17 protein-coding genes, 5 pseudogenes and 1 other annotated feature are annotated in these 26,938 nt (G+C 57.9%); of the genes and pseudogenes, 10 read left to right on the plus strand and 12 right to left on the minus strand.

The annotated features are described in order from the left end of the window. Positions 1–22: 22 nt before the first annotated feature. The gene (locus HDG32_RS27885) at positions 23–3,049 is read left to right on the plus strand and encodes an ankyrin repeat domain-containing protein (RefSeq protein ID WP_184072241.1); all 3,027 of its coding nucleotides are present in this window, start codon (positions 23–25) and stop codon (positions 3,047–3,049) included. 185 nt (positions 3,050–3,234) lie between these two features. Here the strand turns inward: HDG32_RS27885 and HDG32_RS27890 are convergent, their stop codons facing one another. Next, the gene (locus HDG32_RS27890) at positions 3,235–4,710 is read right to left on the minus strand and encodes a PAS domain-containing sensor histidine kinase (protein ID WP_184072243.1); all 1,476 of its coding nucleotides are present in this window, start codon (positions 4,708–4,710) and stop codon (positions 3,235–3,237) included. Positions 4,711–5,401: 691 nt separating this feature from the next. Between HDG32_RS27890 and HDG32_RS27895 the strand changes: the two genes are divergently transcribed. Both HDG32_RS27895 and HDG32_RS27900 read left to right on the plus strand, forming a co-directional pair. Further along, a complete protein-coding gene (locus tag HDG32_RS27895; protein ID WP_184072245.1) occupies positions 5,402–5,638 on the plus strand; it encodes a hypothetical protein in 237 nt (78 codons plus the stop codon). 310 nt (positions 5,639–5,948) lie between these two features. Continuing rightward, a complete protein-coding gene (locus HDG32_RS27900; RefSeq protein ID WP_184072247.1) occupies positions 5,949–6,752 on the plus strand; it encodes a transglutaminase family protein in 804 nt (267 codons plus the stop codon). Between the two features lie 431 nt (positions 6,753–7,183). On the opposite strand, the gene HDG32_RS27905 is transcribed toward HDG32_RS27900, so the two are convergent. Beyond that, entirely contained in the window at positions 7,184–9,634 is a 2,451-nt protein-coding gene (locus HDG32_RS27905) for a glycoside hydrolase family 15 protein (RefSeq protein ID WP_184072250.1), read from the minus strand. Between the two features lie 707 nt (positions 9,635–10,341). Then, a complete protein-coding gene (locus tag HDG32_RS27910) occupies positions 10,342–10,620 on the minus strand; it encodes a DUF799 domain-containing protein (protein ID WP_260336618.1) in 279 nt (92 codons plus the stop codon). A gap of 144 nt (positions 10,621–10,764) precedes the next feature. On the opposite strand from HDG32_RS27910, the gene HDG32_RS27915 reads away from it, so the two are divergent. The 3 genes and pseudogenes from HDG32_RS27915 to HDG32_RS27925 form a co-directional block, all read left to right on the plus strand. After that, positions 10,765–11,007, plus strand: a complete 243-nt coding sequence (locus HDG32_RS27915) for a type II toxin-antitoxin system CcdA family antitoxin (protein WP_184072254.1) — start codon at positions 10,765–10,767, stop codon at positions 11,005–11,007. Then, positions 11,007–11,324 (plus strand): CcdB family protein, encoded by a 318-nt coding sequence (locus HDG32_RS27920; RefSeq protein ID WP_184072256.1) that lies wholly within the window; start codon positions 11,007–11,009, stop codon positions 11,322–11,324. The genes HDG32_RS27915 and HDG32_RS27920 overlap by 1 nt, the downstream gene beginning before the upstream one ends. Positions 11,325–11,501: 177 nt before the next feature. Beyond that, positions 11,502–11,775 (plus strand): annotated as a pseudogene (locus HDG32_RS27925) (transposase); the annotation flags it as partial. A gap of 294 nt (positions 11,776–12,069) precedes the next feature. Here HDG32_RS27925 and HDG32_RS27930 read toward each other — a convergent pair. Genes HDG32_RS27930 through HDG32_RS27955 form a run of 6 tightly spaced genes read right to left on the minus strand, consistent with a single transcriptional unit; the run spans position 12,070 to position 18,571 of the window. Next, entirely contained in the window at positions 12,070–13,227 is a 1,158-nt protein-coding gene (locus tag HDG32_RS27930; protein ID WP_184072258.1) for a PLP-dependent aminotransferase family protein, read from the minus strand. An 18-nt stretch (positions 13,228–13,245) separates the two neighbouring features. Then, entirely contained in the window at positions 13,246–14,829 is a 1,584-nt protein-coding gene (locus HDG32_RS27935; RefSeq protein ID WP_184072259.1) for a class I tRNA ligase family protein, read from the minus strand. Between the two features lies 1 nt (position 14,830). Then, complete coding sequence (locus HDG32_RS27940) at positions 14,831–15,166, minus strand: cupin domain-containing protein (protein WP_184072387.1); 336 nt, start codon at positions 15,164–15,166, stop codon at positions 14,831–14,833. Positions 15,167–15,182: 16 nt separating this feature from the next. Next, positions 15,183–15,962: a phytanoyl-CoA dioxygenase family protein gene (locus HDG32_RS27945; protein ID WP_184072262.1), complete on the minus strand. Its 780-nt coding sequence runs from the start codon at positions 15,960–15,962 to the stop codon at positions 15,183–15,185. A gap of 40 nt (positions 15,963–16,002) precedes the next feature. Then, a complete protein-coding gene (locus HDG32_RS27950) occupies positions 16,003–17,244 on the minus strand; it encodes an MFS transporter (protein WP_184072264.1) in 1,242 nt (413 codons plus the stop codon). Positions 17,245–17,248: 4 nt separating this feature from the next. Then, positions 17,249–18,571, minus strand: a complete 1,323-nt coding sequence (locus HDG32_RS27955; protein ID WP_184072266.1) for a lysine N(6)-hydroxylase/L-ornithine N(5)-oxygenase family protein — start codon at positions 18,569–18,571, stop codon at positions 17,249–17,251. 497 nt (positions 18,572–19,068) lie between these two features. On the opposite strand from HDG32_RS27955, the pseudogene HDG32_RS27960 reads away from it, so the two are divergent. Next, positions 19,069–20,240, plus strand: a pseudogene (locus tag HDG32_RS27960) (IS3 family transposase). 290 nt (positions 20,241–20,530) lie between these two features. Here HDG32_RS27960 and HDG32_RS27965 read toward each other — a convergent pair. Beyond that, the gene (locus HDG32_RS27965; RefSeq protein WP_260336619.1) at positions 20,531–21,601 is read right to left on the minus strand and encodes a porin; all 1,071 of its coding nucleotides are present in this window, start codon (positions 21,599–21,601) and stop codon (positions 20,531–20,533) included. A gap of 298 nt (positions 21,602–21,899) precedes the next feature. Between HDG32_RS27965 and HDG32_RS36715 the strand changes: the two are divergent. Beyond that, positions 21,900–22,350: pseudogene (locus HDG32_RS36715) on the plus strand (transposase); the annotation flags it as partial. A gap of 101 nt (positions 22,351–22,451) precedes the next feature. On the opposite strand, the gene HDG32_RS27970 reads toward HDG32_RS36715, so the two are convergent. After that, positions 22,452–23,705 carry a cytochrome P450 gene (locus tag HDG32_RS27970; RefSeq protein WP_184072389.1) on the minus strand — a complete coding sequence of 418 codons (1,254 nt, stop codon included), beginning with the start codon at positions 23,703–23,705 and terminating at the stop codon, positions 22,452–22,454. A 36-nt stretch (positions 23,706–23,741) separates the two neighbouring features. Then, positions 23,742–24,976 (minus strand): IS3 family transposase gene (locus HDG32_RS27975; protein ID WP_184072271.1). Its coding sequence is split into 2 segments (ribosomal slippage): positions 23,742–24,685 and positions 24,685–24,976, totalling 1,236 coding nucleotides; the frame shifts between segments, so codons are not numbered across the junction. Continuing rightward, positions 24,579–24,695: a sequence feature (AL1L pseudoknot), on the minus strand. (Overlaps the previous gene by 117 nt.) 111 nt (positions 24,977–25,087) lie before the next feature. On the opposite strand from HDG32_RS27975, the pseudogene HDG32_RS27980 reads away from it, so the two are divergent. Further along, positions 25,088–25,347, plus strand: a pseudogene (locus HDG32_RS27980) (IS701 family transposase); the annotation flags it as partial. A 958-nt stretch (positions 25,348–26,305) separates the two neighbouring features. Next, positions 26,306–26,916: pseudogene (locus HDG32_RS27985) on the plus strand (transposase); the annotation flags it as partial. Positions 26,917–26,938: the final 22 nt, after the last annotated feature.

Consider the following 26,938-nt stretch of genomic DNA (forward strand, 5'->3'; position numbering starts at 1 on the left):
TTGCACTTGTCCTCATCGCCTCATGAAGATTCTCGAATACACAGGCCTCGACACTTCACGCGTCAAGGCCAGCTACGACAAGGTGTCCGCGGCCATCGCCCGCCACGACTTCCGGGCTGCCCAAGTCAAGAAGCTCGCCAATCTGAGCCACGGCAAGTTCTACCGGGCGAAGCTGGATGACGCCGACCGGCTGTTGTTCTCGCTGGTGCGCCACGGGGATGAAGTCTGCGCACTGATGCTGGAAGTGATCGCCAATCACGCCTACGATAAGTCACGTTTCCTGCGCGGCGCGGCGATTGACGAGAGCAAAATTCCAGACATCAGCGCTGATGACGCCATCAGGGAGGCGCAAGCTCTACGCTACCTTCATCCCGAGCGTACCGGCATTCACCTGCTCGACAAACCGATCTCGTTTGATGACACGCAGGAGACCATTTACCGACAGCCACCTCCCTTGGTTGTCGTCGGCAGCGCTGGCAGCGGCAAGACCGCACTGACGCTTGAAAAGCTCAAGCATGCCGAAGGTGAGGTCCTCTACGTCACTCACTCCGCCTTCCTGGCGCAGAGCGCCCGCGACCTTTATTACGCCAACGGTTTCGAGCATGGCGCTCAGGATGCCGTATTTCTGTCCTACCGGGAGTTTGTCGAGTCGATCCGCGTTCCGGCAGGACGCGAGGCTAGCTGGCGCGACTTTGCGGGCTGGTACTCGCGTATACGGCAGAACTTCAAGGATGTCGATGCCCACCAGGCTTTCGAGGAGATTCGCGGCGTGATTGCCGCCGGGTCGGGCGGTGTCCTGTCGCGCGACGAGTATCAAGCACTGGGGGTGCGTCAATCGATCTTTCCCGTAGAACGGCGCGACCAACTCTACAATCTGTTTGAGAAGTATCGCGCCTGGCTGGTCGAGGCAAAGCTCTACGACCTGAATCTGGTCGCCCAGGACTGGCAAGCGCTGGCTGCGCCGCGCTACGACTTCGTGGTTATTGACGAGGTGCAGGACATCACCACCGTGCAACTCGCGCTCGTGCTGAAAACCATCAAGAAGCCTGGCCATTTCATGCTCTGCGGGGATTCCAACCAGATTGTCCATCCCAATTTCTTTTCCTGGAGCCAAGTCAAGAGCCTGTTCTGGAAGGACCCGAAACTGGCCGAGCGGCAGGAATTACGCGTGCTAATGGCCAACTTTCGCAACGGCCTGGAGGCCACTCGCGTCGCCAATCAGTTGCTCAAGATCAAGCAGCGGCGCTTCGGCTCCATCGACCGGGAGAGCAACTTCCTGGTCCAGGCCGTCGGCGGCGAGACCGGCCAGGTTACGCTGATACCCGACAAGGACGCCACCAAGCGCGAACTGGACCAGAAGATTCGCCAATCCGCCCAGTTCGCCGTCCTGGTAATGCGCGATGAGGACAAGGCCGACGCCCGCAAGCACTTTGCCACGCCGCTGTTGTTCTCGATCCACGAAGCCAAGGGTCTCGAATACGAGAACATCGTGCTCTACCGTTTCATCTCGGATCACCGGGGCGAGTTCAACGACATTGTCGAGGGCATCGCCAAGACCGATCTGGCGGTCGAGACACTGGATTACAAACGCGCTAAAGACAAGAGTGACAAGTCGCTCGAAGTCTATAAATTCTTCGTCAATGCCCTGTATGTAGCGCTGACCCGCGCCATCAAGAACATCTACATGATCGAGTCGGACACAGGGCATGATCTGTTCGGGTTGCTGGATCTGATCGTCGGCCAGACCAGGATCGAGGCCCGGCAATCCACGCTCGAAGACTGGCAGAAGGAAGCACGCAAACTTGAACTGCAGGGCAAGCAGGAGCAGGCGGAGGCCATCCGCCGCACCATCTTGAAGCAGGTCCCGGTGCCGTGGCCGGTGTTCGATGAGGCCAAGGTCAGGGAACTGCTGATCAAGGTCTTCCGCGAGCAGTCTCCGGGCAACAAGGGCAAGCAGCAACTCTTTGACTATGCCACCTGCTTCGATGAACCGCAGCTCGCCGAGTGGCTGGCAGTCGAGGCGAAATTCGAGCAGGCACGAACCTTTGATCAGCAGCGCGCGGTTTTCGCCCGCAAGAGCTACGTCCCTTTCTTCGCCAACCGCTTCAAGGACATCCTCAGGCAGTGTGACCAGCATGGCGTCGATCATCGTCTGCCAATGAACCAGACGCCGCTGATGGCCGCAGCTGCTGCAGGAAATGTGGCGCTGGTGGAAGCCCTGCTGGAGCGCGGTGCCGACCGCGATGCCGTCGATCACTATGGTCACAATGCCCTGCACTGGGCTTTGCGTCAGGCATTTGGCGATGCAAAGTTTGCTGCTGGCCCGCTGGCGGCAATCTATGAATGCCTGGCTCCGCCCTGCATTGATGTCAGAGCGGGCGATCGTTTGGTCCGCATCGACCGGCATCTGTCTGAATACTTTCTGTTCCAGACCCTGTGGGTATTGTTCAAGGCACGATTCAGCAAGATACGAGGCAATACAGACAGCGCGTTCCAGACCCAAATCATCCTCGATGCCTGGCAACACTTACCCGCTAACATCGCGCGGCCTGAGCGCAACAAGCGCCAGCATCTTTCTGGCGTGCTGGCGAGGAACGAAATCGACAGAGACTATGCCTACAATAGATCCCTGTTCCTGCGCGTATCCACCGGGCGGTACCAGTTCAATCCCAAACTCGCTGTGCGTCGCCGCCAGGGCGAAGAAGAAAACTGGGTCCCGATCTACACGGCACTCAACCTCCCGTTGATTAGCGAGTTTGCCTACAACGACGGCTGGATCAGCACCTGGGACAATATCGACAAGCTTGTGGTCCTTGCTGGACTACCTGAACGAACCACACCCATCGCGGCTGAACGCTTCGCCGAACGGCAAGCGGCCCAAATGAGGGAGCTGGACGAACGCAGAGCCAATCAACTTGCTGCCAAAGCACGCATTCGTGCAGCCGCCGAAGCCACCCAGAACAGAGCGCCACGATGGGGAACAAAGGAAGCTAAACGGCTTGAAATCGAACGTGTGAAACAAGAAATCGAAAGACGAAAGAAAGGTTGATTTGCCGATATTTCTTTTGGGGCGGCTTTCGGCCCATCAACTGTCGTTCGCTCAGCGATCCGGGCGGACATTCGAAGATCCGCTTCGCTCAGTTAAGGGACGTTTCGTCCAACATTTTGTTGGACCCATCATCGGCCATAGCGGTCGGTTGCCGATCGGGCAGCGTGCGGCGGCAGCAGGTCGCTTTATTCCCCCGATCCGCTATCGCCGATCACGGGAATAGTGAACTGAAAAGTCGCGCCGTATCCGGGATTGTTCTCTGCCCAAACCCGCCCACCATGGGCATCGATAATCGAACGGCAAATAGAAAGCCCCACACCCATACCTTCGGGCTTCGTAGTGAAGAACGGTTCGAATAGCCGATCGGCGTGCCGCAGGTCAATTCCTGTCCCGGAATCTTGCACCGAGACGATCACATAGCCGTCGTCGCTGCGCCACGACTTGATCGTCAGTTCGCGCGGCCGGTCTTCGATCGTGCTCATTGCCTGGATACCGTTTGTAATCAGATTCGTGACGACTTGTGCCAGTTGGATCCGATCGCCAAGCACCGCCGGCAGTTTCGAAGCAAGCGTCGCGCGCAGGGCTACATTGTGCTTCAAGACCTCGCGCTGGAGCAGTACCATGACGTCACTGATCAGCTCGTTGATTTCCAGTCGCGTCATCTCAGGGGCAATCCGCTTGGCGAGCATGCGGACGCGCCTGACGATCTCGGTCGCGCGTTGTACATCAGTAAGTATGCGTTGCACGGAGGCTCGCACTTTTTCAAGGTCGGGTACGTCCCGGTCAATCCATCGCAGGCACGCGGCACCATGGGTGGCGACCGCTGCGAGAGGCTGGGCGATTTCGTGGGCCACCGACGCGCCCAATTCGCCGATCGACGTCAAACGAGACACCTGTTGCAGCGCCTCTTCGACCCGCTTGCGCTCGGTGATGTCGGTGCCCGTTTCGAGGGTCGCGATCGGTCGCCCCTGTTCGTCTCGCACCAGGGCCCAACGGCTGGCCACTGCGGCTTCCGACCCGTCGCGCCGGGTATTGACGATCTCGCCTTCCCAACGGCCCGTTTCAATCAAAGTTTTTTTGATGTCCTCGAGTGCTGCAGGAAAACGCGTGTGAAGCAGACGGTCGGCAACGTGGCCGAGCGCCTCGTGTTTCTTCCACCCATAAAGCGCTTCCGCGCCGCTGTTCCAGTAGGTAATTACATCGTTCATATCGAGAGCTACCACGCTGTCGTGGGTAAGGTCGAGAAGCTGTGCCTGCTCACGATGGACCGCTGCCAGTTGGCGAGTCCTATGCACGAGAAAGGTGACGACGAACGATGTCACAAAAAAGGCGGTCAACACTACGATGTCCTGCTGGGCATCTACACGGAAGGTAAATAGTGGCTGTGTAAAGAAAAAGTTGAGGCAACCAACAGCGATCACCGAGATAGCTACCGATGAAACGAGGCTGCCCATCAGTGACACCAGCAAGACCTCGATCAGGTAGACGAACCCAACTACCGCGACGCCGGCTCCCAGGCGAAAGCATACCCAGGTCGCGATCGCTATGCTGATAGCGCCGGCGAACAGGATCGCGGCAACGGAGCGCGATTGAACGATCCCGTTGGTCGTTCTGGTTGCGTGCATCCCCCGCCAGCCATCGTTCGCAAGGAGATTCTTCATTCGGTTTTTCCCCTTTGAACGGCAAGTCGAAGCGCTGACTCGCCCTCTCGGTCAAGGGACACGGCAAACCATGTGCTTGTCGGACGCGGTACTCGCAAAGTCTGGGAAGCGCATGAACAAGGTTCCCGGCCCCACGATGTGCAGCACACAGGCATGAAGTTCGAGCGAAGTCAGGGGAGCGGTCCGCTCGCCGGCGGACAGCCCTGATGATAGATCAGGATTGACAGGACGGTCCTCCCCAATGAAAGTAGGGCTAGGGTGAACGCCGAGGTGTTGCCAAGCACCAGCACAGGCCAGAATGTCCGGGCGACGTCGTCAATTGCGAACGCATACTTTTCTACAATCCATTATCGGGGTGCCGCAAGCCGCCCTTCACGGGGCAAGCGAAAGTCGGGAATTGCGAATTCAGGTACCAGCGGCTCACGGTCGAAGGGTCAGGGAATCTTGAAGCATCTGGTGCAGCCGGAAAGAACGCATCTCGCGGCACCCGGTCCCTTCCCGACGCTCGGCACGTCTGTCAGGACCATCAGTACTGGGGGCACAGTTCAACCAATAGGCAATTGCCGTCTCGAACGCCTCTGCAAGCAGAATTACGACGCCGGTTACCGACCTCGTACGGGATCAGCGCCTGTAGCCGTATGAACCATGCAACGTTCGCGTGTTAGTCTCCGATAACGACATGGAGCCTTTCATGCAACGAATGATCACCTATCGTGGCTTCGAGATTCACGTCGAGTTGACTCCGGCTGCGGAGGACACGTTCAACGTGACTGTCCAGATCAAAGGCGGTACCAACCTCGAAGTGCTCGGCGCGCGGGGGGGCCGGATCGCGCTGCGCAACGGCCCCTTTACTGAACGATGGGCCTACCTGGTTGGGGAAGTCGCCGGTCAAGCCGCAATCGACCTGCTGCTTGGCCCGACTGGCTGATTCCATTCCTGTTTCGCCGCCTCGACACACTCACTCGTCCCGCCGAGTACGGTCACTAGCTGCGTTCGACGTCGCACGCACGACGGTCGTCGCCGTTGAGAGCATTGGCGTCAGGCCCAATCTCTCACCGGGAGACGGCGTTCATTTCATTTCAACAGACCATAGGGCCGCTCAGGCCAGGTAGCGGCGATTGTTTTTGAATGCGAGCGTGACGCCCGGCGTCGTGGGATCATCTGTTGTGGCTGTCTCGGGCCGCACGCCTTTGAGTTGTCAGCCCCAACCTCCGGGATCAGACGAACAGGATAAATATATGAAGCTTCGCGTCGGATACGAACTGTCGTACGAGTGCTCACAACCGACGCCGATGATGCTGATGCTGAACACGCACTTTTCGCATGCAAAGGATATTGTCGAGGCAGATCTGCTCGTTACCGATCCGCCGGTGGCGACGAGGCAGTACCGCGACTTGTTCGGCAACCTGTGCACGCGGATAGTCGCGCCCGCCGGGCGTGTTGGCTTGAGCACGACCGCGCTTCTGAATGTGCCAAATGCGATGGAAACGCGTCCGAAAGACGGTTGGGGCCATCCAGTCGAGCAGTTGCCCGACGATACGCTCGTTTTCCTATTGGGTAGCCGCTATTGTGAAACCGATTTGATGGTCGACGTCGCGTGGAAGGTTTTTGGACAGTGCGCGCCGGGCCGCGAGACTGTTCTCGCAATCTGCGACTTCGTGCACCGGCATATCGCATTTGATTACCTGCACGCGCGGCCGACCAAAACCGCAGCGGACGTTTACCGCGAACGAAGGGGCGTTTGCCGGGACTTCGCCCATCTGGGCATCACGCTATGCCGCGCCATGAATATTCCGGCTCGCTACTGCACCGGTTATATCAGCGATGTCGGTTTGCCCCCCGTCGCAGCGCCGATGGATTTCGCGGCATGGTTTGAGGCCTACGTAGGGGGTAGCTGGCAAACCTTCGATCCGCGTAACAACGCACCGCGCATCGGGCGCGTTTTGATGGCATACGGTCGCGACGCCGCCGATGTTGCGATAAGCAATGCGTTTGGGGCCGCCGTGCTAACGCACTTCAAGGTGCATTGCGATCAGGAATAACCGCGCACAATTGGCCATTGCTGAGCCGACGGGGATTTTTGAATCCCCTCCCGGTAACTTAAGCATTTGGACCGCGCTGGCCTAATTGATTGCGCGCCTGAGCGTCACCGCGTCGTTCACCCGTTCCACGCGTCAGTCGTTCGGTGGGCTATGGGCGACCGGATGCGCGGCGGAGTATGTCCGGCAAAGTTACTCGGCGAATGAGCGCTGTGCTCCTGGGCGGAGACCACATCGGCGCGTTCTATCTGGGCCTCGACACCACCGAGCCCTCTTGGGTGGGGCCCGCTGCTCGTCAAAGGGAATATCAAACAGTTCGATGACCCGCGTACCTACGTGCGGTTCTCCAGCGTCATGGAGTTCATGGACGGCTTAGATGAAGTCGTGTGTTTCTCCATGACAGACGCAATTGTCTGCCGTTGGCGACGCATCGCTTAGGATTGGAGGGCGACGGAAAAATTCTGCCCTTGCCACGTCTGACTCGAGGTCCAGAAGAAGGTGAATGCAAGCGATGAACCGGCCTGGGCTGCTTGCGTGACCAGATCGACGTAGTAGATGCCGAGCGCCGTTGCGGTGGCTTCGCTGTCCTCCGACGTGGCCCAGTCGTCGATCGTCCAGCGCAGGCGGAAAGGCGCAGCCAAAGGGATCCGAATTGTCGTGGCGGCCGGAATCGACGGCAGCGGGTGGTTGAAGTTCCAGATTTCGATATTGCTGCGAGCGCGCGGCGCCTGGCCGGGCTGAGACTGATAACGATCGGCGACGACTTTCAGGTGGTTAAAGACCTGACCGTCCGAAGCGGAGCGAACGAGCTTGATGTATTCGGCGTGGGCCCACGCGAGCGGCATGGCAGAGCCAGTCGGCCCGCCAGTGACGAAGGGCGGGTCTGCCAGATCGGGCAGATCCCACACTTGCTCGGGAAGCAGACCGCGCGTTCCGGCGAACGCCTCGAGAGCGCGGATGTAGGATGTGGCGTCGCCACCAGCGGCCAATTCGTAATGACCGCGTTCGCCAGTGAGCAGCGGCCACGGTCGACCAACGCCGAAGGTAGCGCCGTCGTACCAGTCCTCGCCGAGATTGCCTTGACCATAACCGTCGTGGTTGTATCGGTAAAAGGCAGGCCCCTGCGGCAGAATTTTTCTGATTACTGCATCGACTACCTTGACCGAGTTGACGATGATCGGATCGTTCGCGGCGCGAATGCCATAGCGCACCAGTTCGAGAAAACCCGCGTCCACGATGGTGTTTGCGTTGTAGTCTTTCTTCCAGACGGTTACTTGGGCGGTATCTGGATTTTCTGGAAAATTGAAGACGCCATTGACGTGCGTCGGCAAGATTCGAATGTAGTGCTGCGTCACGCCCGGAACCGGTGAGCCTTCCGCAGCGACGCACCATGTCTCTAGATGCGATTCCAGAAAATCCGCGTATTCGAGCAGGAACTGGGCGGTGCTGGCGTCCGCCCATTTAGTAGCCGCACAGACTAGCGCCGCGATGTTCGATGCCAGTGTCGAAGGGGAGTATCCTTCGAGTTCTTCCCATCGTTCCTGCTGAGTCATGGGGCCGTTTTTGATCAATGCGCCTGCTGCGGCCAGCACCATGCCGGTGGGATCGAACTGACGCAGCAGACCGGCTTCGCTCAAGTGATAGGCCAGAATGATTGGAAAGGAATATTCGTCGAGCTGCGAGGCATTGTCCCGCCAAGGCTCGCCGTCAATGAAAAACTTTTGCGGAAAGCTACCATCCGCCAATTGCGACGCAGCGAGAAACATCAGCCCGCGTAGGGGCGCATCCTGCGCGCCCGCGGCCAGCAGCGCGAGTGCGCTTTGGCACATGTCACGCGGCCAGACCATGTGGTAGCCGGCAGCGAGGTCCCGCATCGTCTGTCCCCACGGGATGCTCAATGAAGCCACCAGTGCGCCGTCGGCCGTCTTGTCCTCATGCGCGAGCAACACGTTGCGGCTCATGTTGAAAAGCGTATTGCCATCGCCCGTAATGTTCGCCTTGGGCTCGAACGGGTCGCGAACAGCGTCGTTCCAGCCCTGGATGAACGCTTGCTTGTGGCTGTATGGGTCGGCGGGTCCGTCGAAGGGGTAGGCCAGCGCCTCGGATACGGCGGTCAGCGCCTTGTTGGGCGTGCTCTGCGTAATCGGAGTCGGTTCGTCGACGCAAAACGCCAGTGCCAGAACGAATTGATTCTGCCCTGCGCGGTTGATCTCTGCCGTCACGGCGACGTATCCGTCCTTTGCTGCGTCGTAGTTCCAGGCCGGCAAGCGCTTGTTTGCGATGATGTCGGTCCAGCCATCGTTCACTCCCACGAAGCCGCAACCCGTCGTGCCGAAGCCGCAGTCGGCGCCCAGCGCGAGCCAGTAATGGTCACGCGTCGCGACCAGGCGATCGCCATTTGCGGTGCTGACGCGATGCGCGGTGTTGCCAGCGCCGTATCCCGCCATGTGAGGCGTCAACAAGGCATAGACGTGCAGTTTGTTAAGGAAATCCTGGTCCCCCTGCAGGGTCGTGCGAACCAGCACGCAGGCCGAACCCTTCTCGGCGATCACGTCCTGCACGACGGTGTAGGGTTGCCCTTTCGCCTGGGATGTGAGCCGGCAGGATAAGGCGGGCGGCTCCGGCCATTCGCATCGATGGTCGAAGTCCTTCTGCGCGTCGTGATAGAAGGTCGACCCGTCGGTAATGATCAGCTGGAAGTCTCGTACCCGAGGGGTGTCGACATCCGGGAAGTAGATTTCCGTGAGGATGCCGCCTGCTGTCGTGTACCAGACCTGGCTCGACAGCGAGTACGCCGTTCCGACGGCGTCTTTGTCCGCGCGGCTCCAGTTCAGCGGATTGCCAGGTGCGCCCGGAGCCGGATTCGATTCAAGCAGATTTGCCATCGCATCTCACTCCATATCTTTGCTTAGATCGATCAGAAATCCACGTGATGAGCAGAAGAGCGGGCATGCTACGCATTGTAGCTATCGAGGATAGCGCTTTTGACGTGCATAGAGAGGCACACGTGAGGCCGCTCAATCAGCGACAGTTCGGAGGGACGCGTGCCGGGCGCGCCTTCCATCACAAGCATGTAGAAGTCGTTTCTAAGTGCGGCGTGTGATCGTGATTGCGCCGGCTACGGATCCGCCGCGTCGTTCAGCGGCCTGGGGGGAGTCGGGGCATCGGCCACGAGGGGGACGCGAAGCTGTAAACTTCGCCTAATAAGCGTCTACGGCGAATAAGCCTCTACGGCGGACGACAGCAGGGTGGAATAAAGAGGGAACTGGCGAAGTCGCGTACTTCCGGGTTCGGCCAAGAGGCGTCATTCGACCCGACCGGTAACCGGCCACATAGCAGTGGCATCCGCCCCGCTAAGCGGCCACTCAACCGCCGGAGACGCACCTTGCTTTCTCTGCATACCGGCACCGTGTTTGACGCGACTTAGGACAACGGCGTCATGGGTTAGGTCGTCCCGCAACAACTTCGCGGATGTATCGCATCTGCGGCGGGAGAGGGTAGCGGTTGTCGCCCCCTGGCAATTGTTCCCGCGTTTTCTTTCGCGGGAACATTCGATCTCGAACTGCCGCGACCGACTCAGAAGCTTGCGCCGTCAGACCTGTACTGACCGTCGTAAGGGCCGGCCGGCAAGCCCTGTCCGGCTTTGTTGACCGAGATCGCGTTTGCCTGCTGAGCCAAAGGAACGTTTGTTACCTGCGTTCGCGGCTTGCGGCGAGTAGACCATGGTTTGTCTGTGGGTCCACAGAGTTTCTGCGGTGGTGCCACTCTTCAGCGCATAGCTGAGTTCGACTGTCACCGATGTCGCTAGAACCGCATACTTCGCATCCCACCGGATGATGGTGACGTACATGATCGAGTCCGCACCGAACATGGGTCATTTTTACATCGGCGCTAACACGAAAGGGAGGGCTTGCCTGCGCATATGACCGCAGCCTTCTCGACGCGACGGCACCAACTGCCAGATGTGGGTTATTATGTGGATAAACATGCGCATTGTTCGCACGGAGAATTCACCATGGCACATGCAGCAACAGGCGGGGCGCGCAAGGCGACGAATGTCACGCTGCCCGTGGATGTGTATGAACGGGCGAGAAGTCTCGGCATCAACTTTTCCCGCACCTGCGAGCAGGCCTTGCGCGAGGCGATTCAGGTCGAAGAAGGCCGTCGCTGGGCTGAGGAACACGCCGAGTTCATCAGGCACACGAACCAGTGGGTCGAAGAGAACGGACTTCCCTTGGCGCAATACCGGATGTTCTGATGGCGCGATTCGACGTCTATGCCAACAGCGGTAGAGGCCGCGCCAGTACACCGTATCTTGTCGACGTGCAAAGCGACTTTCTAGACGGTCTGTCGACCCGCGTCGTCGTACCGCTGATTCAGGCTGATGCTTTTCCGCCCGGGAAGCTCCCGGCGGACTTCTCGCCATCATTCGATATCGGCGGCATCCGGTGCATCCTGCATCCGGCGTTTGTCGCGGCCGTGCCCTTAAGCGAACTGGGGCCGAAGACCGGTTCGCTTGTCGAACACCGTGACCGGATCACGGCCGCGCTGGATCGCCTCCTGGGCGCTTACTGATTATTCTGGACGGTAGACACGCCGGGGCAGGACATTCCCGCTATCTCAGGCGGGGGAATACCAGAGTCGCCGAGCTGCGCCGTCTAGCTTGTCGAGAAGTGTGGCAGCGTGCGAGCACGGTGTTTATGCAACCGGCTGTTGCACAAATTCCCAACGGCGAAAGGCTTGCGCGCGCATGTACGCAGTATTGGCGCACTCTATCGCATCGAAGAGCACATTCGAGGCAAGCCGCCCGAAGAGCGACGGCGCATCCGCCAGGCACACGCCGTTGCGCTGCTTGATGACATGAAGCGGTGGGTTCGAGGCGACGCTTCTCACACTCTCAGCGAAATCGGACACCACCAAAGCGATCCAGTACTCGTTGAATCGCGATACTGCTGGATGCAGAGATAGCCTATCAGCACGACGGCGATCGACACGATCAGCAGTTTCCTCACTTGCTCTCCTGTTTCGATTTTGGTCGGAATCCCATACCGTTTACATCGGGTAGGTCTTGATGTTGATATCGGCTGCAGAGCGATGACGTGCTGATCGCACAGAACGCACAGGAATTGACTGGTTCCGAGACACGCGCGAAGGGGGTGTCTGCCTATATAACGGACGGATCCTGAGCGAAATCAGTGACGTAGTGCCATGCCGAAAAGCGTCCGTGGAGTTGTTTGCGGTAGAGGGCGGCGCAGTGGATGACTTCGCTCGGCCTACGCTTGTACATCTCGCACCGACTATCCGTAGTACTTGGCATTCTCTAGCCACGCCGCTTAAAGCGCGTCGATGTCAGAAGGCTCGCATGCGCGTCGTCTATCTGAGCCAAGCCGCGCTCGATCAAACGCGGCTGGAGATAACTGAAGCTTAAGCGTACACGGGCTGCACCGCTCGGTCCATGGTGCTTTCCATCGACGAGTTTCACATTGTGCTTCCGGCGCACCTCGCCGACCAATTCGGCGGAATCGACGCCTTCGGCAAGCGAGACCCAGAACGAAAATCCACCACTCGGAATCTCGTAATCCGGTTTGCAGAATCGGCAGGCCTGTAACAGCCGATGCATTGCGTCGCGCTTGCTCCGGTAGTGCGTCCTTAGGTGTTCGACGTGAGCGTCCAATGACGACGACTGCAATAAGGCGAGCGCCATATTGCTGACAATGGGACTCACACCTCCATCGCATTTCAGGTGGGCTAGGCGGTCGACAATTTCCGGCTCGGCCAGCACCCAGCCTACGCGAAGCCCGGGGCCTGAGATTTTGGAGAAGCTATGCACATTGATGATGTTGCCACCCGCCTGCAGAATCTCGGGTGACGCGCCATCATAGGGCAACTCGCTATAAACCAGATCCTGCACCAGCCCCACGCCGTTGCGGGACAGTAGAGCCTCCACCTCGACCATATGCCGGTGTGCAAAGTATCGTCCAGTCGGATTGTGGAACGCCGGAGTGGTGTAGTACAACTTGGCTCGCCCCTTTGCGTGCTGCAATGCTTGTTCGAGCAGATCGAGGTCGACACCCGAGGAATCCGCACCTACTTGAACCACCGTCGCGCCCGCAATAGAGAAAATGCGCAACGCGCCGAGATAGGACGGGTCCTCGGTCAGCACGACGTCTCCCGGGTCGATAAAAGCATCGGCGAGCAGTTGCAGGGCTTGTGAAGCGCCGTTCGTCAGAATGACATTGCCACGCGCCATCCGGTACCTTTGGCCAAGCTGTCCGCGCAGTTCGGGAAGGCCATAGGCGTCGGTGTACTGCGGTAGGTCGGAGATGCTGACGCCCGTCTCGACGGAAAGCGGGTCCGGCCATTGCAGGCGGCCGAACGTCAAAGGATCGGGAAGCCCATAGGCGAAGTTGACTGTGTCCTTGCCTGAGGTGTAGTCGAATACCCCATAACTGAGCGAAGTGCGACTGCGCATCGACATGCCTGGCTCCATCGTTGGTTACGCGGCATCGACGGCGCGCTGGAAGCGCGATTGATATTGGCGGATGAACGAGTCGGCAATCGGCATTCCGAACGGCGGAAATTCGGCCGTTGCTCTGGGAGGCGTAGCCAATAGCGTGGCGTTTGCGCCGAGTGCCGGTGTCCAATTCTCGCCAAAGAACACGTTTCCATAGCGTTCGGCCAGCACTGGCATCACGGGATGGAGCATGCTCAGAAAGACGGATACGTGCACCGGCCGCCACGTTTCCGGGCTCGTGCCGAAGCCCGTCGCGACGAAGTATTCGTCAATCAGATCGAGGGCGTTCCAGAAGCGTACCTGGTCCATCGCGGTGATATAACGTTGGACTATGTCGTCGTGCGCCGGCGTAAGACCGCTTCCATCGACATTCGCCGAGTGCAGTGAATCGCGGCGGAGGGCGCTTTCCCACGCAAGGATGTGCGAAGCCGACCGGATCAGTTCGCCGATCTGGAAATCGTTATTGTTGGTGCCGAACGGCTTGGCAATCCGAGCGAGCGCATAGCGCAACACACTCGGGTCGACCTGCCGGGATACTTCATCTGCCCAGAGTGCATGGTCGCGGCTGGTCGAGAATTTCTCGCCCTCCAATTTATAGAAGTCCTGGATCGAATGATTTGCCGGAAGCGGGTAGCCGCGCGCAAGCAGGCTGCCAGTCACGCCGATGGTGTAGTAGAAGCGGTTATCCTGGCCCATGAAAAACAGGAGGCGTGTATCGGGGTCGCGCATCACGGTGTCGTAGTTGACCTCGTCGCGCGCGCACTGCAAGCGGATCCCCGTCTCGAAACACCAAAGCCCTTCGAACCACGTCATCAACGTTTGCCCCGCAATCTTCGCGGGTGCTTCAAGTGTCACACCCCGGTCGAAAATGCGCGACATAGGCAGCGGCCGCAATTCGTCACGCAACCATGCACGCGCTTTACGCTGGATCGTTTGATCCCATTCACTCCCCTTGATCGCATCGTCAAGCATGGCTGCCATGCGAGGGATGTCGAAAACCGCCTGTTCGATGGGGCGAAGCGATAGCGGTTTGCCGCACGACGTGTGGACTGGCGCTCGCAACTTCGAGTGCTGTTGCGCCAAACCGCAGTTTTCGCACAAGTTGCTGTCGGTGGACGCATCGCACGCGGGGCAGAGGCCGACGGCAAGCGAATCGGCCACGAACTCGTCACAGTTTTCGCAGTAGAGTTGATGGCCATCACGCACATCAATGTAGCCTGCAGCTTCCAGCTCGCGAAAGATCTTCAGACTGTTCTGCTTGTGCGTAGCGTCCGTTGTTCTGATGAAGACATCGGGCTCGATGTGCATTGCCCGCAAGCAATCCATTATCTCGTCAATATGCAACTGCGCGACTTCGTCAATCGGACGACCGAGCTTGCGCGCCTTCACTACCATATAGGTGCCGTGCTCGTCCGCACCTGTGACGTGGTAGGCGCGGTGACCTCTCATGCGTTGAAAGCGAACGAAAAGATCGGTGAGCAGATAGACCCCGCCGATATGGCCGAGATGCAGCTTGCCGTTCGGGCAGGGCGGTGCGGGGCAAACGAAAAAAGTGCGTGTGTTCACGTTAGTCCCACCATATCGATAGAAATTTCAGGCTCGCCGCCGGATCGGCATTGCGAATCGCGTGCTCCTGATTCGGCTCGATATAGAGCAGCGTTGAATCTGCGACTGGCCGCGCCTGACCATTCACCTCGAAGACTCCCTTGCCTGAAACGAGTACCCACAGTTCATGCTCGGAATGGGAGTGCAGATTGACAGCGCCCGCCGGCACGACCTCAACAATCGACGTGCCGAACGCTGTTGTCAGGCCAGCGGGCAGATGTTCGAGCAGCCGGCAAACAAGAACGCCGTATTCCGACTGCATCATGGATGGGTCAATCTGCTTTGTGTACACGCACATCCTCCGGTGAATTACATTAGGTGCGATAGAAAATGCCATTTGGCGGCTTCAGATCGTGGATATCCGATTCCTTGCCTTCGGGTGGGTTGTAGGCACGCTTCAGTTTGTTGTATTCCGTACGCGTGGGGCCACCAGTTGAGGCGCGCTGGAACACCAGATAGAGCGTGCGGCGCGAACGGTTACTTTTGTTGGGCTGCGAATAGTGCGGCGCGTAGTCGTCGAAGACGAAGATGTCGCCGGCCTTCCAGGGCACGGGTTCCCACTTGAACGTCTCGGCCACTTCCGGATGAATCACGCCGCCGGCGTCCATCGGAAACACACCTTTCTGATGGTTGCCCGGACTGAAGAACAGGCCGCCGTTGTCCGGATCGGAATCGTCGATGCCGATGGCGACCACGGCATGCACCATGCGTTCAGGAATGTTGTGCGGAATGTGATAGATGTCCTGATGCGGACGATAGCCGCCGCTGTCCGGGTACTTGAAGATGAGCAGTTCCTTGAGCATGCGGGTATCTTCATCGAGAAGCGATTCGACAGCCGTCTGGATACGCTTGTCGGCCAACAACAGATCGCGCAGCTCGTTGTTGAAGTCCAAAAAGTTCTCTACCTTTGAAACGATCCTGCGGTCGTCCTCGGTCTTCTCGAACCACATCATCCATTTGCTGTCGCTGATTTCCCAGCGCGAGACATCGTTGACCAGAGCAGAAATCTTTTCGCGGGTGACCGGATCGAAAAAGCCCTCTACTTTTAGATATCCATCTTCGTGCCACTTGGATTTTTGCGTTTCATTCAGCATACGAACCACCTCGTTAAGGAACGGAGTTTTCAAGGAGAAGTCAGGCGGCGAAATGCGCCTTCATTCGCATGACGCCGAGTAGCACGACATTGGCGAGTACGGCGCCTAGCAGGGCGACGAGCATTGCATCGGCGCCGAAAACGTGAATCAGAACGCCACATAGGGAAGGGCATCCGAACAGACCGATGAAATAGGCAAGCGTAAAGATTTGCGAAGTCACCGGCACCGAAACGGCGTGGTCTCCGGCGAGGTTCACGGCCATGCCGTTCAGGGTCGAGTAGCTCAGTCCGTAGCCCGTGGCGAACAGCGCGGTAGCGACCATATAAAGCGTCGTGCTGCCGTGGTTCAACAGGAACAGTACGAGCGAGGCGCCGGTCAGCAAAAACAATGCGAGCGCCAGTCGCGCGGGCTTGATGCGTCCCATGGTTCTCGCGAGCGACAAGCGCAGTGCCACGCTGGTTATCGTGAACGTCAGGAAGAACAGGTCTGGCCTGAGGTTACGCGAGACGGCATAGGGTGTCTGGTAAGTCGCCAGCCCGGCGAAGACACAGGCTGCCAATGCGATCATTGCGATCGGCACTGCTGTTCGTGCCCTGAGCAGGGCCAACGTGTCGGTCGCGGTAATGGCCACGCGCGTCATCGGCAAACAGGACCTATCCCTCATCGCCTCGCTGGCGAGCTTGACGCAGACTGCCGCCACCGCGCATGCCGCAGCGAACAGAAGGTAGGCCAGCGCGATCGAGCCGGTATGTTGGGCGATCAGGCGGCTCAAAGGCGCCGCCATGCCCAGGCCGGCCATTTGCGTGCCGGAGACGAAGGTCAGGTACTGGATACGCGCGTTGGGGCACAGATGATGGATGATTTGCAGCGGCGCGATTATGAAGAACACGGACCACCCAGCGCCCAACAGCAAACCGCCTGCATAGACGGCACGAATGTCCATTGGCGCAGCGGCGAAGCAGAGCATGCTGCCTGCCATGACGAGCGAGGCCAGCGCGATGGTCGGCATGACACCGATACGCTGGGCTATGCGCCCAGCCACGCAGCAGCAGATCATGGTCGAGACCATGCCGCTCGAAATCACGGCGCCGGCGACATCGCTCTTCATGCCCAGGGACTGCAGGTACTCGGGCAGGAGAAAACTCGTCCCGTACGAAGCGGCGATCACCAGTGACGCGAACAGAAACGGAATGAACGCCCGTAATTGGAGGGATGCCGGCAAGTGCTCGGCGTGTGAGATCGCACGCTCGCCAGTCGATAGATAAATGGAGGAGCCAGTCATGCGCTTACGCCACTGCCGGTTGACGCGAGGCCTGAGGCGCGTCGCACAGTACCGATCCTGCTTCAGTCTCCTGATCCTCAAGGCTGTCGAGCAGTTGCCGGTCCGGAACATCCGGATAGAACGCACGACCTAGCAGACTGTTGATGATGCGGCTGTTCCTGTACGCCACCAGCGAAAGATTGACGCTTTGCAGGCCATGCTGCACGCGGCTTTGGTTTTGCAGATACACGGGACCGGGCATTGGCGCATCGAAGCGCACGGCGTAATCGGGATCGAGCGTTGGCAGACCGTCTTCACGGCTTGCGCCGTCGAGCAGCTTCTGAACGAATGGCAAATGGCGCGGCTGAAAACCGGTTGCCAGGATGATTCTGTCCGCGCTTATGCCGTTGCGCTGCGACGTGACGAGCGAGGTCAACCCGATATGCCAGCGACCGCTGCGGCGGGTGATCTCGTCCATCGTCACCGAAGGCAACAGACGAAAGCAGTCGGCTAGCGTGCCACGGACGCTGCGTTCGTACAACGCTTCATAGAGGCGGTTGCACAGGCTGGCGGAGATGCCGTCGCTGGTGAGCTTTTCGCTTTCGACAATGGCCCGGCGCTGCTGGATCGGCAGCGTGTGAAAGCGTTGGCTATAACTGGGCATGTATGCTTCATTGACAAATGCGTTGTCGTCCATCGCAAACAGATTGGCGCGCGACGTCGCCCACGTGATCTTGTCGGGACCTGACTCGGTCAGCATGTGCTCGACGACTTCCGCGCCGCTCTGCCCGCCGCCCACCACCAGCACATGTTCGTCTTCGCTGAACGGTTTCCGGTTAAGGTAGTCGTCTACGTGATAGACCGTCTCGCCAACCACCTGCCGCGCACATGCCGGCACCTTGGGTTCGACGCCGACCCCGACCACTACCGCGCGCGCATGATAGGTGCGCGCGGTAGTGGTCACGCAATAGCCCTTATTGCAAGGCCTGATATCGATCACCTCCTCGCCGAATCGAAGCGTGTCCAGGCATTGCGCGACCCATTGGTAATAGTGGGTGAACTCACGTCGCGACGTGCTGTTTCCACCTTTATTCACGAAACTGTACAGGCGTCGATGTACAGCGAGATAGTTGAGAAAGGAATATGGGCTTGTGGGATTCACCAGGGTCACACAATCCTTGAGCGGCGACACCTGGAGTTGACTTTGGGGCAGCATGAGCCCCGGATGCCAGGAGAATTTTATGCGCTTCTCAAAGAAGAGCGCTCGCAAACCGGTCGGCTGAATGAGCGCCGCGAGGCTTAGATTGAACGGTCCGATACCAATACCGATGACGTCTAGCATGTCCATAGGAACTTGTTCCGCCGTTAGAGGGGAATTGGCCAACCGATATAGTGCAGCGCAATTCCCGTGGACTAAGATTGAGGCGGTGGTGCCGGCGTACTGCGTAGCCGATGCCCGCTGCAGGAAAACGAAAGCCGTAGATGACGATCGCTTTTCTTCCTAATGGCATTCTGACCAGCACTATGCTTGGTTTGACATTACCTCGGGCCGCCTGAGTGAATCATACGAGGAATTGAGAAGCTGAACACTTTGAACATACGCAAACCTTGCGGTGCGTCAATTGTTCACGCGGCGTTGTCGGATTCAGACGCCGGATCACCCGCAGTCCAAAGAGAGTTGTCACGTTGCTCAGTGGTTCGAATAACATCCGGGACTCAGAACATCGAATCGGTCTATCGTGGTCATCGCTTCCGGCGATCGTCATCAATCGTGTCGTGCGACGGTGAGGCCGGTTGAAAAAAGTGGACGCCAACATTCCGTAAAATTGAGGAATGGAGGCATTGATGAACCGAATCCCAAGGCTGTGTACACGAAGGAATTTCGTGAAGAAGCAGTAAAGCTGGTAATAGCCGATGGCCTCGGCGTGTCCGAAGCCGCGTGTCGATTGTCAATTTCGATGAAGACGTTAGCAAACTGGGTTCTGCTGCGAAGGACGGCAAGCTGGAGAATCTTGGGCAGCATCAGAGACCACTGACAGAGGTTGAGGCCGAGCCGGGGCGGGTCATGCGGGAATTGGCCGAAGTAAAAATGGAGCGCGATCTGTTAAAAAAGTTCGCAATGTACTTCGCGACGGAGTCGCGGTGAAGTACGGCGTAACTGAACAGATGCGACAGCAATATCCAGTGCGTTTAATGTGCCGCTTCCTGGGCGTGTCCATCAGTGGCTAGTTTGCCTGGCGCAAACGGCCGCTGTCGTTACACGCTCAGCAAAAGCGTCGACTCGAAGCACAGGTGCGTGCAGCTCACGAGCGGACGCGAGAAACCTTTGGCCCGGAACGGCTACAGAACGATTTGGCGCACCACGGCGTCCAGATTGGTTTTCACCCCATCATGCGTTTGCGCACGAAGCTCGGCCTGCGCTGCAAGCAAAAGCGCAAGTTCAAGGCGACGACGAATTCAACGCACGACCTGCCAGTCGCGCCGGATATCCTGGACCAGGACTTCCGTGCGAGCGCTTCGAATCAGGCCTGGCGTGGTGACATCACTTACGTCGCGACCGATGAGGGATGGCTGTATCTGGCCGGCCCCAAGGACCTGTTTACGGAGAAGTAGTCGGCTATGCGATGAGCGAGCGCATGACAAAACAGCTGGTAATGCGTGCGCTTTTTCGTGCCGTCGCGTCGCACTTATCACCGGCCGGTCTAATTCAGTATACGGACCGCGGCAGTCAGTACTGCGACCATGCCTATCAGAAGCTCCTCAAACAGTCCGGCATGCAGGCATCAATGAGCAGACGCGGAAATTGTTTCGATAACGCACCAATTGAATCATTCTGGGGCTCACTGAAAAATGAGCTCGTCTATCATCGCAAGTTCGCGACCCGCGACCAGGCCCGCAACGAGATCACTGAATACATCGAAATCTTTTACAACCGGCTGCGCACACAGGCGCGTCTGGACTATCTGTCGCCGGCCGCTTTCACGCAGCGATTCCATTTGAGTAAAACCGCTGCTTAACCCGTTGGCGTCCACGAATTCCGACAGACCTCACAGTTGGTCAGGGTCGGCCTGTCGCACCAACGGGTGCTTCAGGCCGATCTGCTCTCGCAGCGGCTGGCGGAGAAATCTTGTTCCGGCACAGGCGTCTTCGGACGCATCTGCACCTCGTCGAAAAATGCAGGATTTACGCGTCAATATGCCAGGTTCCCGCAATTCCAACGACACCATTTCGGCCCCAAAGCCATGCCATATAAGGCTCGCCGGATTGTTCAGGCTCGACTGATTAGCCGCCGATTTTCAACTTTAATCTAGAAGGTCGTTCGCATTCCGAATCTAAACACGCGTGCCGTGGAGTTGGGGTATGCCGGTTCCCCGTAATATAGGGCTTGCCCCAACGTGTAAGCGGACCCGTTTTTATTTTTTGTTTGTGCGTACCCGATATATATACTGGTGTTTTTAAAAAGAGAATAAAAAACACCGAGTCCTATAATGTACGAATTTTTTGACTGAGTAATTCCATTCGAGGTGTCAATCAATTTGATAACTTGTGCCATTAATACGGTCGAATGGGTGATTTGGTAGCTCGCCCCAAGATTGGCGATTGCATACCGCAACGAATTATTCAACGATGCTGCGCCAGGTATGATTGAATAGTCATCTTTAGTGTATCCGAGATACACCCTTACCGGCCCAATCCCATAGTTACCGCCGACACCCCATGCTTTGTAATATCCCTGATCCAATCCGTCTCTCTGATAGACATATCCGGCATGAAACGTTGCGGGCCCATTGGTGTAATTGATTGCCCCGCTAAAAGTTGTTCCGCCACTTGTAGATTTCGCAACACCGCCGAGACCGTACATCAACCCAACCGAGAATCCATAAATTTTCGGAGATGAGTAAAGAACGGAATTATTAACGCGGCACGTAATGACCTCGGTAAGGAGCGTAGCTTGGACGGTACCATTAGGCAAAGTGCGATCAACGCCCCAGATGCTCCTTCCTAAGCCTCCCAAAAAAACGTCGTTGTCACTCATAGCAAGAAACTCTGGCGAGTATTGACGACCAAAAGTTAAAGTCCCTTCAGGACCTTCGAAGCCAATATACGCTTGCCGGCCGAAAAGTGCACCGCCCTGCTGTATGGTGCCGGCATTAGGCGCGAAACCACTCTCAAGTCTGAAAATAGCTTTGTAACCGTCACCGAAGACTTCGCTACCCATAAGGCCAAGTCGCGATCCGAACGTGCCGCCATTCGACATTTTAGTTAAGGTTCCTCTGCCCTGATTTGAGATATCAATGAGAACATCTAATGCTCCATATAGCGTAACGCCACTCTGCGCTCGGCTTGAATCGCACGCTAATCCAAAAAATACTCCCATCAACACTGCGTATACCGATTTTATCATTTGGAAGCCGAATTTCTTTTTGCTTCTGATGAGCCAATATCGTGGTCATTGAACAAATCCGACAGAGAGTGGAGTTGGATGGAGTAACCGCCAAATCTATGCCATGCGCACTCCGTTACTATCTTCACGCCTCGATAACTGAGAATTGGGAATCCAGGCCCGGCATGATGCTCCAAGTTGCAGTCGTGAGCCGGGGGGCACCGGGCCTGGCGGGGCAGGTGATCGCTAATAGGAGTTCAGCCGGAACATCATTAGGCCATCCAGTACGTGAATGCGGAGACTTGCCGCCGATGTTGCAGACCGAGCCGTGCAACGTGCGAAGCCCGCGATGCATGAAAAGCCAACAACATCGGTTAGTCGACCCATTCATGAGCGTTGACGTAGGCAAAGGTCACCATCACCCCGTAGCCCTCGGCCGAACCCGAAAGCGTTGGTACAGCAAAGCGCTGGCCCGACGATGAGGCCAAGCTGTGCACTCATCTCCGAACTGAAGACGTTCGGTGAAATTTTGTTCGTCGTAGATCACCCTCACCATCGAAGCATTGTCCGTGACAGTCGCTCCTGACCTTGGTGTCCTAGTCGCATCCTTACCAGCCTGGCTATGCGCCGCATTGCCGACCTGCTCGATGGCAATGCCAAGATTGATGCGCTCAATGCCGCTTACACTGCGCTGCCTCCGACTGGCTGATGTACTGCTCGCCGCTATCACCATGCTGTGCGGCCGCCACAACCCACGCAGCATGCAGAGGTGTGGAAAGAGGACGCTCGGTTCATCGTCAAGGCCGAGCCTCAAGGGTTCACTCCAACTACAGGCTCCGGTAGCTCAATGCGGATGCACCACGCAACGAACTGGAAGATGCTTCGGGCCGCTCACGAAGCTGGACGCAACGAATTCGATTTCGCCCGCCGGCTCAATAAGCCGTAACCTCGGGACCAGTTCCTCAAACAAGATGCGCATTTCCATGTTCGCGAGATGCTGACCCAAGCACACGTGGGCGCCGACGCCGAAAGCGAGATGCCGGTTCGGTTTGCGGTCGATATTGAATGCGAACGGCTCAGGGAAGACTTGCTCGTCACGATTTGCCGAGCCATAGCAGAGCATCAGCCAATCGCCCTTGCGGATTGTCCGACCCCGGACGTTGGTGTCGGCAGTCGCTGTACGCATGAAATGACGCACCGGCGATGCGTAGCGAAGGGTTTCGTCGATAAACTGCGGAATCAGCGAACGATCCGCCTGTAGTCGCGGCAGTAGCTCAGGGAAGCGGCTCAACGCCCACATCGCGACCGATATGGACGACGAAACCGTATCATGTCCTGCTGCGGCGATGATCACGTAATAGCCGAGACGGGTCGCTTCATCGATAGGCTGTCCATTGATCACCGCGTTGGCCAGCAAGCTTGCGATATCGTTACGTGGGTTCTTCCGGCGGTCTTCGGTCAGGCGGTCGAAATAATCCTTGAAGTCGGCCACAATGGACAGCAGAGCCTTGCCCATCGCACCGCCCGCATCGCCTTGGCGCTGCACTTCGCGCTTGTATTCGGCATCCTCGCTTCCGAACATCTCCTGAGTCAGCGTCAACATGCGCAGGGAATCTTCCTGCGGAACGCCGAGAATATCCATGATCACGTTCAGTGGGAAATGCAATGCAAAGTCATTCGCAAAATCGATCACTTGCCCGCTGTGATGCAACAGCTTCGCGATCGTCATATTTGCCAGCGATCGAATGCGGTCGTCAAGCTCGAGAATGCTGTTCGGCATGAACCACGACTGTGTCAGCGCACGTAGACTCTTGTGCTCGTCGCCGTCGACGTGCACGAGCGATCGGACGATGTTTGGACTACCGGTGGTGGAAATGACATGCTCAATCGACGCTCTTGGCCTGCAGACGACAGAATAGTCGCCGTTGCGGAACAAGACATTGTCTCGTGAGATCATGGAGACGTCGGCGTGTTTCGTGACCACCCAGAACGGATCATGTCCGTCCGCCATTGCACGCCCGACAGGGTTGTTTGCACGCGCCCAAGTATAGGTTTCATGGAGACGATTGAGGTTGGTATAGGACTGCGGATCAACCAGATTGAACCGCCCCGGGAATCGTGGAGGCTGGTTGGTTTAAGTTGATGCGGGTTCTGCGGCAGCTGTTTCAAGTTGCCGATAGTAGTTTGCCTCAGCTTCGGCGGGCGGGATATAGCCGAGGGGTTCCATCAATCGATGATGATTGAACCAGGCCACCCACTCCAGCGTTGCTAGTTCAACGGATTCCCGCGTTTTCCAGGTGCGGCGATGAATCAGTTCAGCCTTGTACAAACCGTTGATCGTTTCAGCCAAGGCGTTGTCATAGCTGTCGCCCCGGCTGCCGACCGACGGTTCGATGCCCGCTTCGGCCAGCCGTTCGCTGTAGCGAATGCTGACGTATTGGGACCCTCTGTCCGAATGGTGTATCAAGGTTCCGTCGTCGCCCGGGCGCCGCGCGTAAAGCGCCTGTTCAAGTGCATCCAGAACGAAGTCCGTGGTCATCGAGCTGCTGACTCGCCAGCCGACGATACGGCGAGCGAACACATCGATCACGAAAGCCACATACAGCCAGCCCTGCCACGTCGAAACGTAGGTGAAATCCGAAACCCAGAGCTGGTTCGGCCGTGCCGCCTTGAACTGGCGATTGACCCGATCCAGCGGGCGCGGGGCTATGGCATCAGGAACAGTCGTGCGAACACGCTTGCCTCGCATCACGCCTCGCAAACCCAGTTGCTTCATCAACCGTTCGACCGTGCAGCGCGCCACCGCGATACGCTCCCGGTTCATCTGTTTCCAGACTTTATCCGCGCCGTAGACCTGCATGTTGGCCTGCCACACACGCTTGATCTCCGGCCGCAGACGTTCATCGCGGATTGCGCGAACAGAGCGCCGCGACGGATCACGAAGCTGCGCGGCATGGCGTCGGTAACCCGACGGGGCAATCCGCAAGACCTTGCAGATCGGCTCGACCCCGAAGGTATCGCGATGCTGATCGATGAAGGCCTTCAGGACTTGAAACGGCGGTCGAGCTCCGCCTGGGCGAAAAACGCGCTCGCGACCTTGAGAATCTCGTTGGCACGACGCAACTCCTTGACTTCGCGCTCCAAGGCCTTGAGGCGCTCGCGCTCGTCTGTGGTCACGCCATCGCGCTCACCGTGGTCGACCTGGTCGCGCTTGATCCACTCGTGCAGTGTCTGCGGTGTGCAGCCGATCATGGGCGCAATCGATTCGACCGCCGCCCACATCGACGGATGTTCGCTACGCTGCTCGCGCACCAGCCGCACTGCGCGCTCCCGGACTTCCGGGGAAAACTTGGTTACCTTCTTGTTCATGGCTCCATTCTCTCAAGAGTTGGAGCCTCCACAAAATCCGGGGCGGTTCAGTACGCAACAATCTGAGCCGGCCCCAGAGGAGGCGAGGCTTGAGCAGTTTGTGTTCGTGACCAAATGCGCTGGCGCATCGAGCGCGACTATCAGGACCTGAAACGGGAGTTTGGGCTCGGTCACTACGAGGGGCGTGGCTGGCGTGGCTTTCACCACCACGCCAGACTGAGTACCACTGCATATGGGTTTATGATGGCTCAGCGACTCAGGATGGGATCAGATGAAGGCGATAAAAAAACTTCCTTGAACGCACGCTGCCTGTCCTTCCCCCGGATTACATCCCACGGGGCAGTCCAGCGCGCACAACGCCACGTTCCTGATTTGTTACCGCGTTGCGTATCCTGCTTGGACTACGCCTCATACAAAGATGGCACTCTTCCTGTGCGGAAATAGAATACACAACTAATTATATGATGCAGTAAGACTTAAGCCTGATGCGATCGGTTTTTTCGCTTCGTTCGCTCCCGCACAAACAGTCTTTTCGTCGAATTGATTGAACATCTACTGCAGCCGCTTCATCGATGCAGATACCCGGACGTCGGGTGTGGACGTTTGCATTCGTAGCCCATCTGGCTGGCACTGTCAACTTGAGACCGCTGCCAGATAGAATGTCGGGATGAAGAAGAGCAAATCACCGTACCACGGCTTTCATTTCCCGACGGCGATCATCAGTTGCGCGGTTCGTTGGTGTTGATATGACTTTGCATGTCAGTCACGACATTGGTTTTCAGGTTGTTGCATCGACGCATGAATTTCCTGAGGGCGGCGCAGCAGTATGTCTCGACGGTGGATCACACTTCTATGAGCGAAACTCTGTCAAGACCGCCTATGCCAGAGGTCGGGTGCACATTCGTCAGTTCGCGCACATCTCGCCGAACAGCATCGCCTGGTGACCGAGGCGTTGGGGCGAAGTGGACCTCCTGAATCTTCCAGTGTTAGCAATCGTGGGGAAGATGGCGTATCGGAGAAGCCGGAAGCATCTACCAGGCGACGAACTAAACGGCTCGCTCCGGATTGAACTCGGCCAGATGTTATCTATGGCCGGAACCTGTCCGTGGCCATCGAACTCAACAACCTGGTAAGGCCGCGTAGCTGCCGGCGTGGTCGCCCGTCGATACGCGGCAGCCCTTTAAGGTGCGAGGCGCCGGCAGCGCCTGCTGCCGTGCCGAAGCCGCTCAAAAATTCCACCTTTACGCGCGGTGACAGCGACCGGATAGCGCGGTTTGAGTTGACCCGGTTCGACGGATAGACTGGCAGTCGAGTCTAATGCGGTGCACGCCCGAACAGGTCACCTCGGTGAGCGTTGACATGTCGCCGGCGTTCATCAAGGGCGTGGGCGAACATCTGCCCAATGCGCGGCTGACATTCGACAAGTTTCACGTCGTCGCCCACGCGTCCAAGGCGCTCGATACGGTCCGCCGCCAGCAGCAGAAAGCCGATTCGGAACTCAAGGGGATGGGCTGGACGCTGCTCAAGGACGTGAACAAACTGAATCTGGCGCAATTGACCGACCTCGAGGCGCTGGTCAGGCAGTACGCCACCAAACGCACCGCCCGCGCCTAGCTGTATCGCGAGCAACTGCGCGAGATTCTCGAGCGCAAGCAAATCCATGTTGTTTCCGCGATGTTGCGGCAGTGGTGCACCAACGTCATGCGCTCGAAAGTCGAGCCGATGAAGGACGTGGCACGTCTGATTTGCCGGCACTTCGATGGCATCGTCGCCTGGACTCAGACCCGCCAGACCAACGGCTTCATCGAGGCCATCAAGGCTTGTTTCAAGCTGCCAAGCGCAAGGTTCGCGGTTACACGCGCTTCACGACGATGCGCACCGTCCTCTTTCTCATCGCCGGCAAGCTCGATTTCTCCAGCTTCAACCCGGATGCCGCGTAAGCCTCGTTACCCACTGCATTTT

The sequence above is a fragment of the Paraburkholderia sp. CI2 genome, assembly GCF_014201055.1.
In the GTDB taxonomy this organism is placed as follows: domain Bacteria; phylum Pseudomonadota; class Gammaproteobacteria; order Burkholderiales; family Burkholderiaceae; genus Paraburkholderia; species Paraburkholderia tuberum.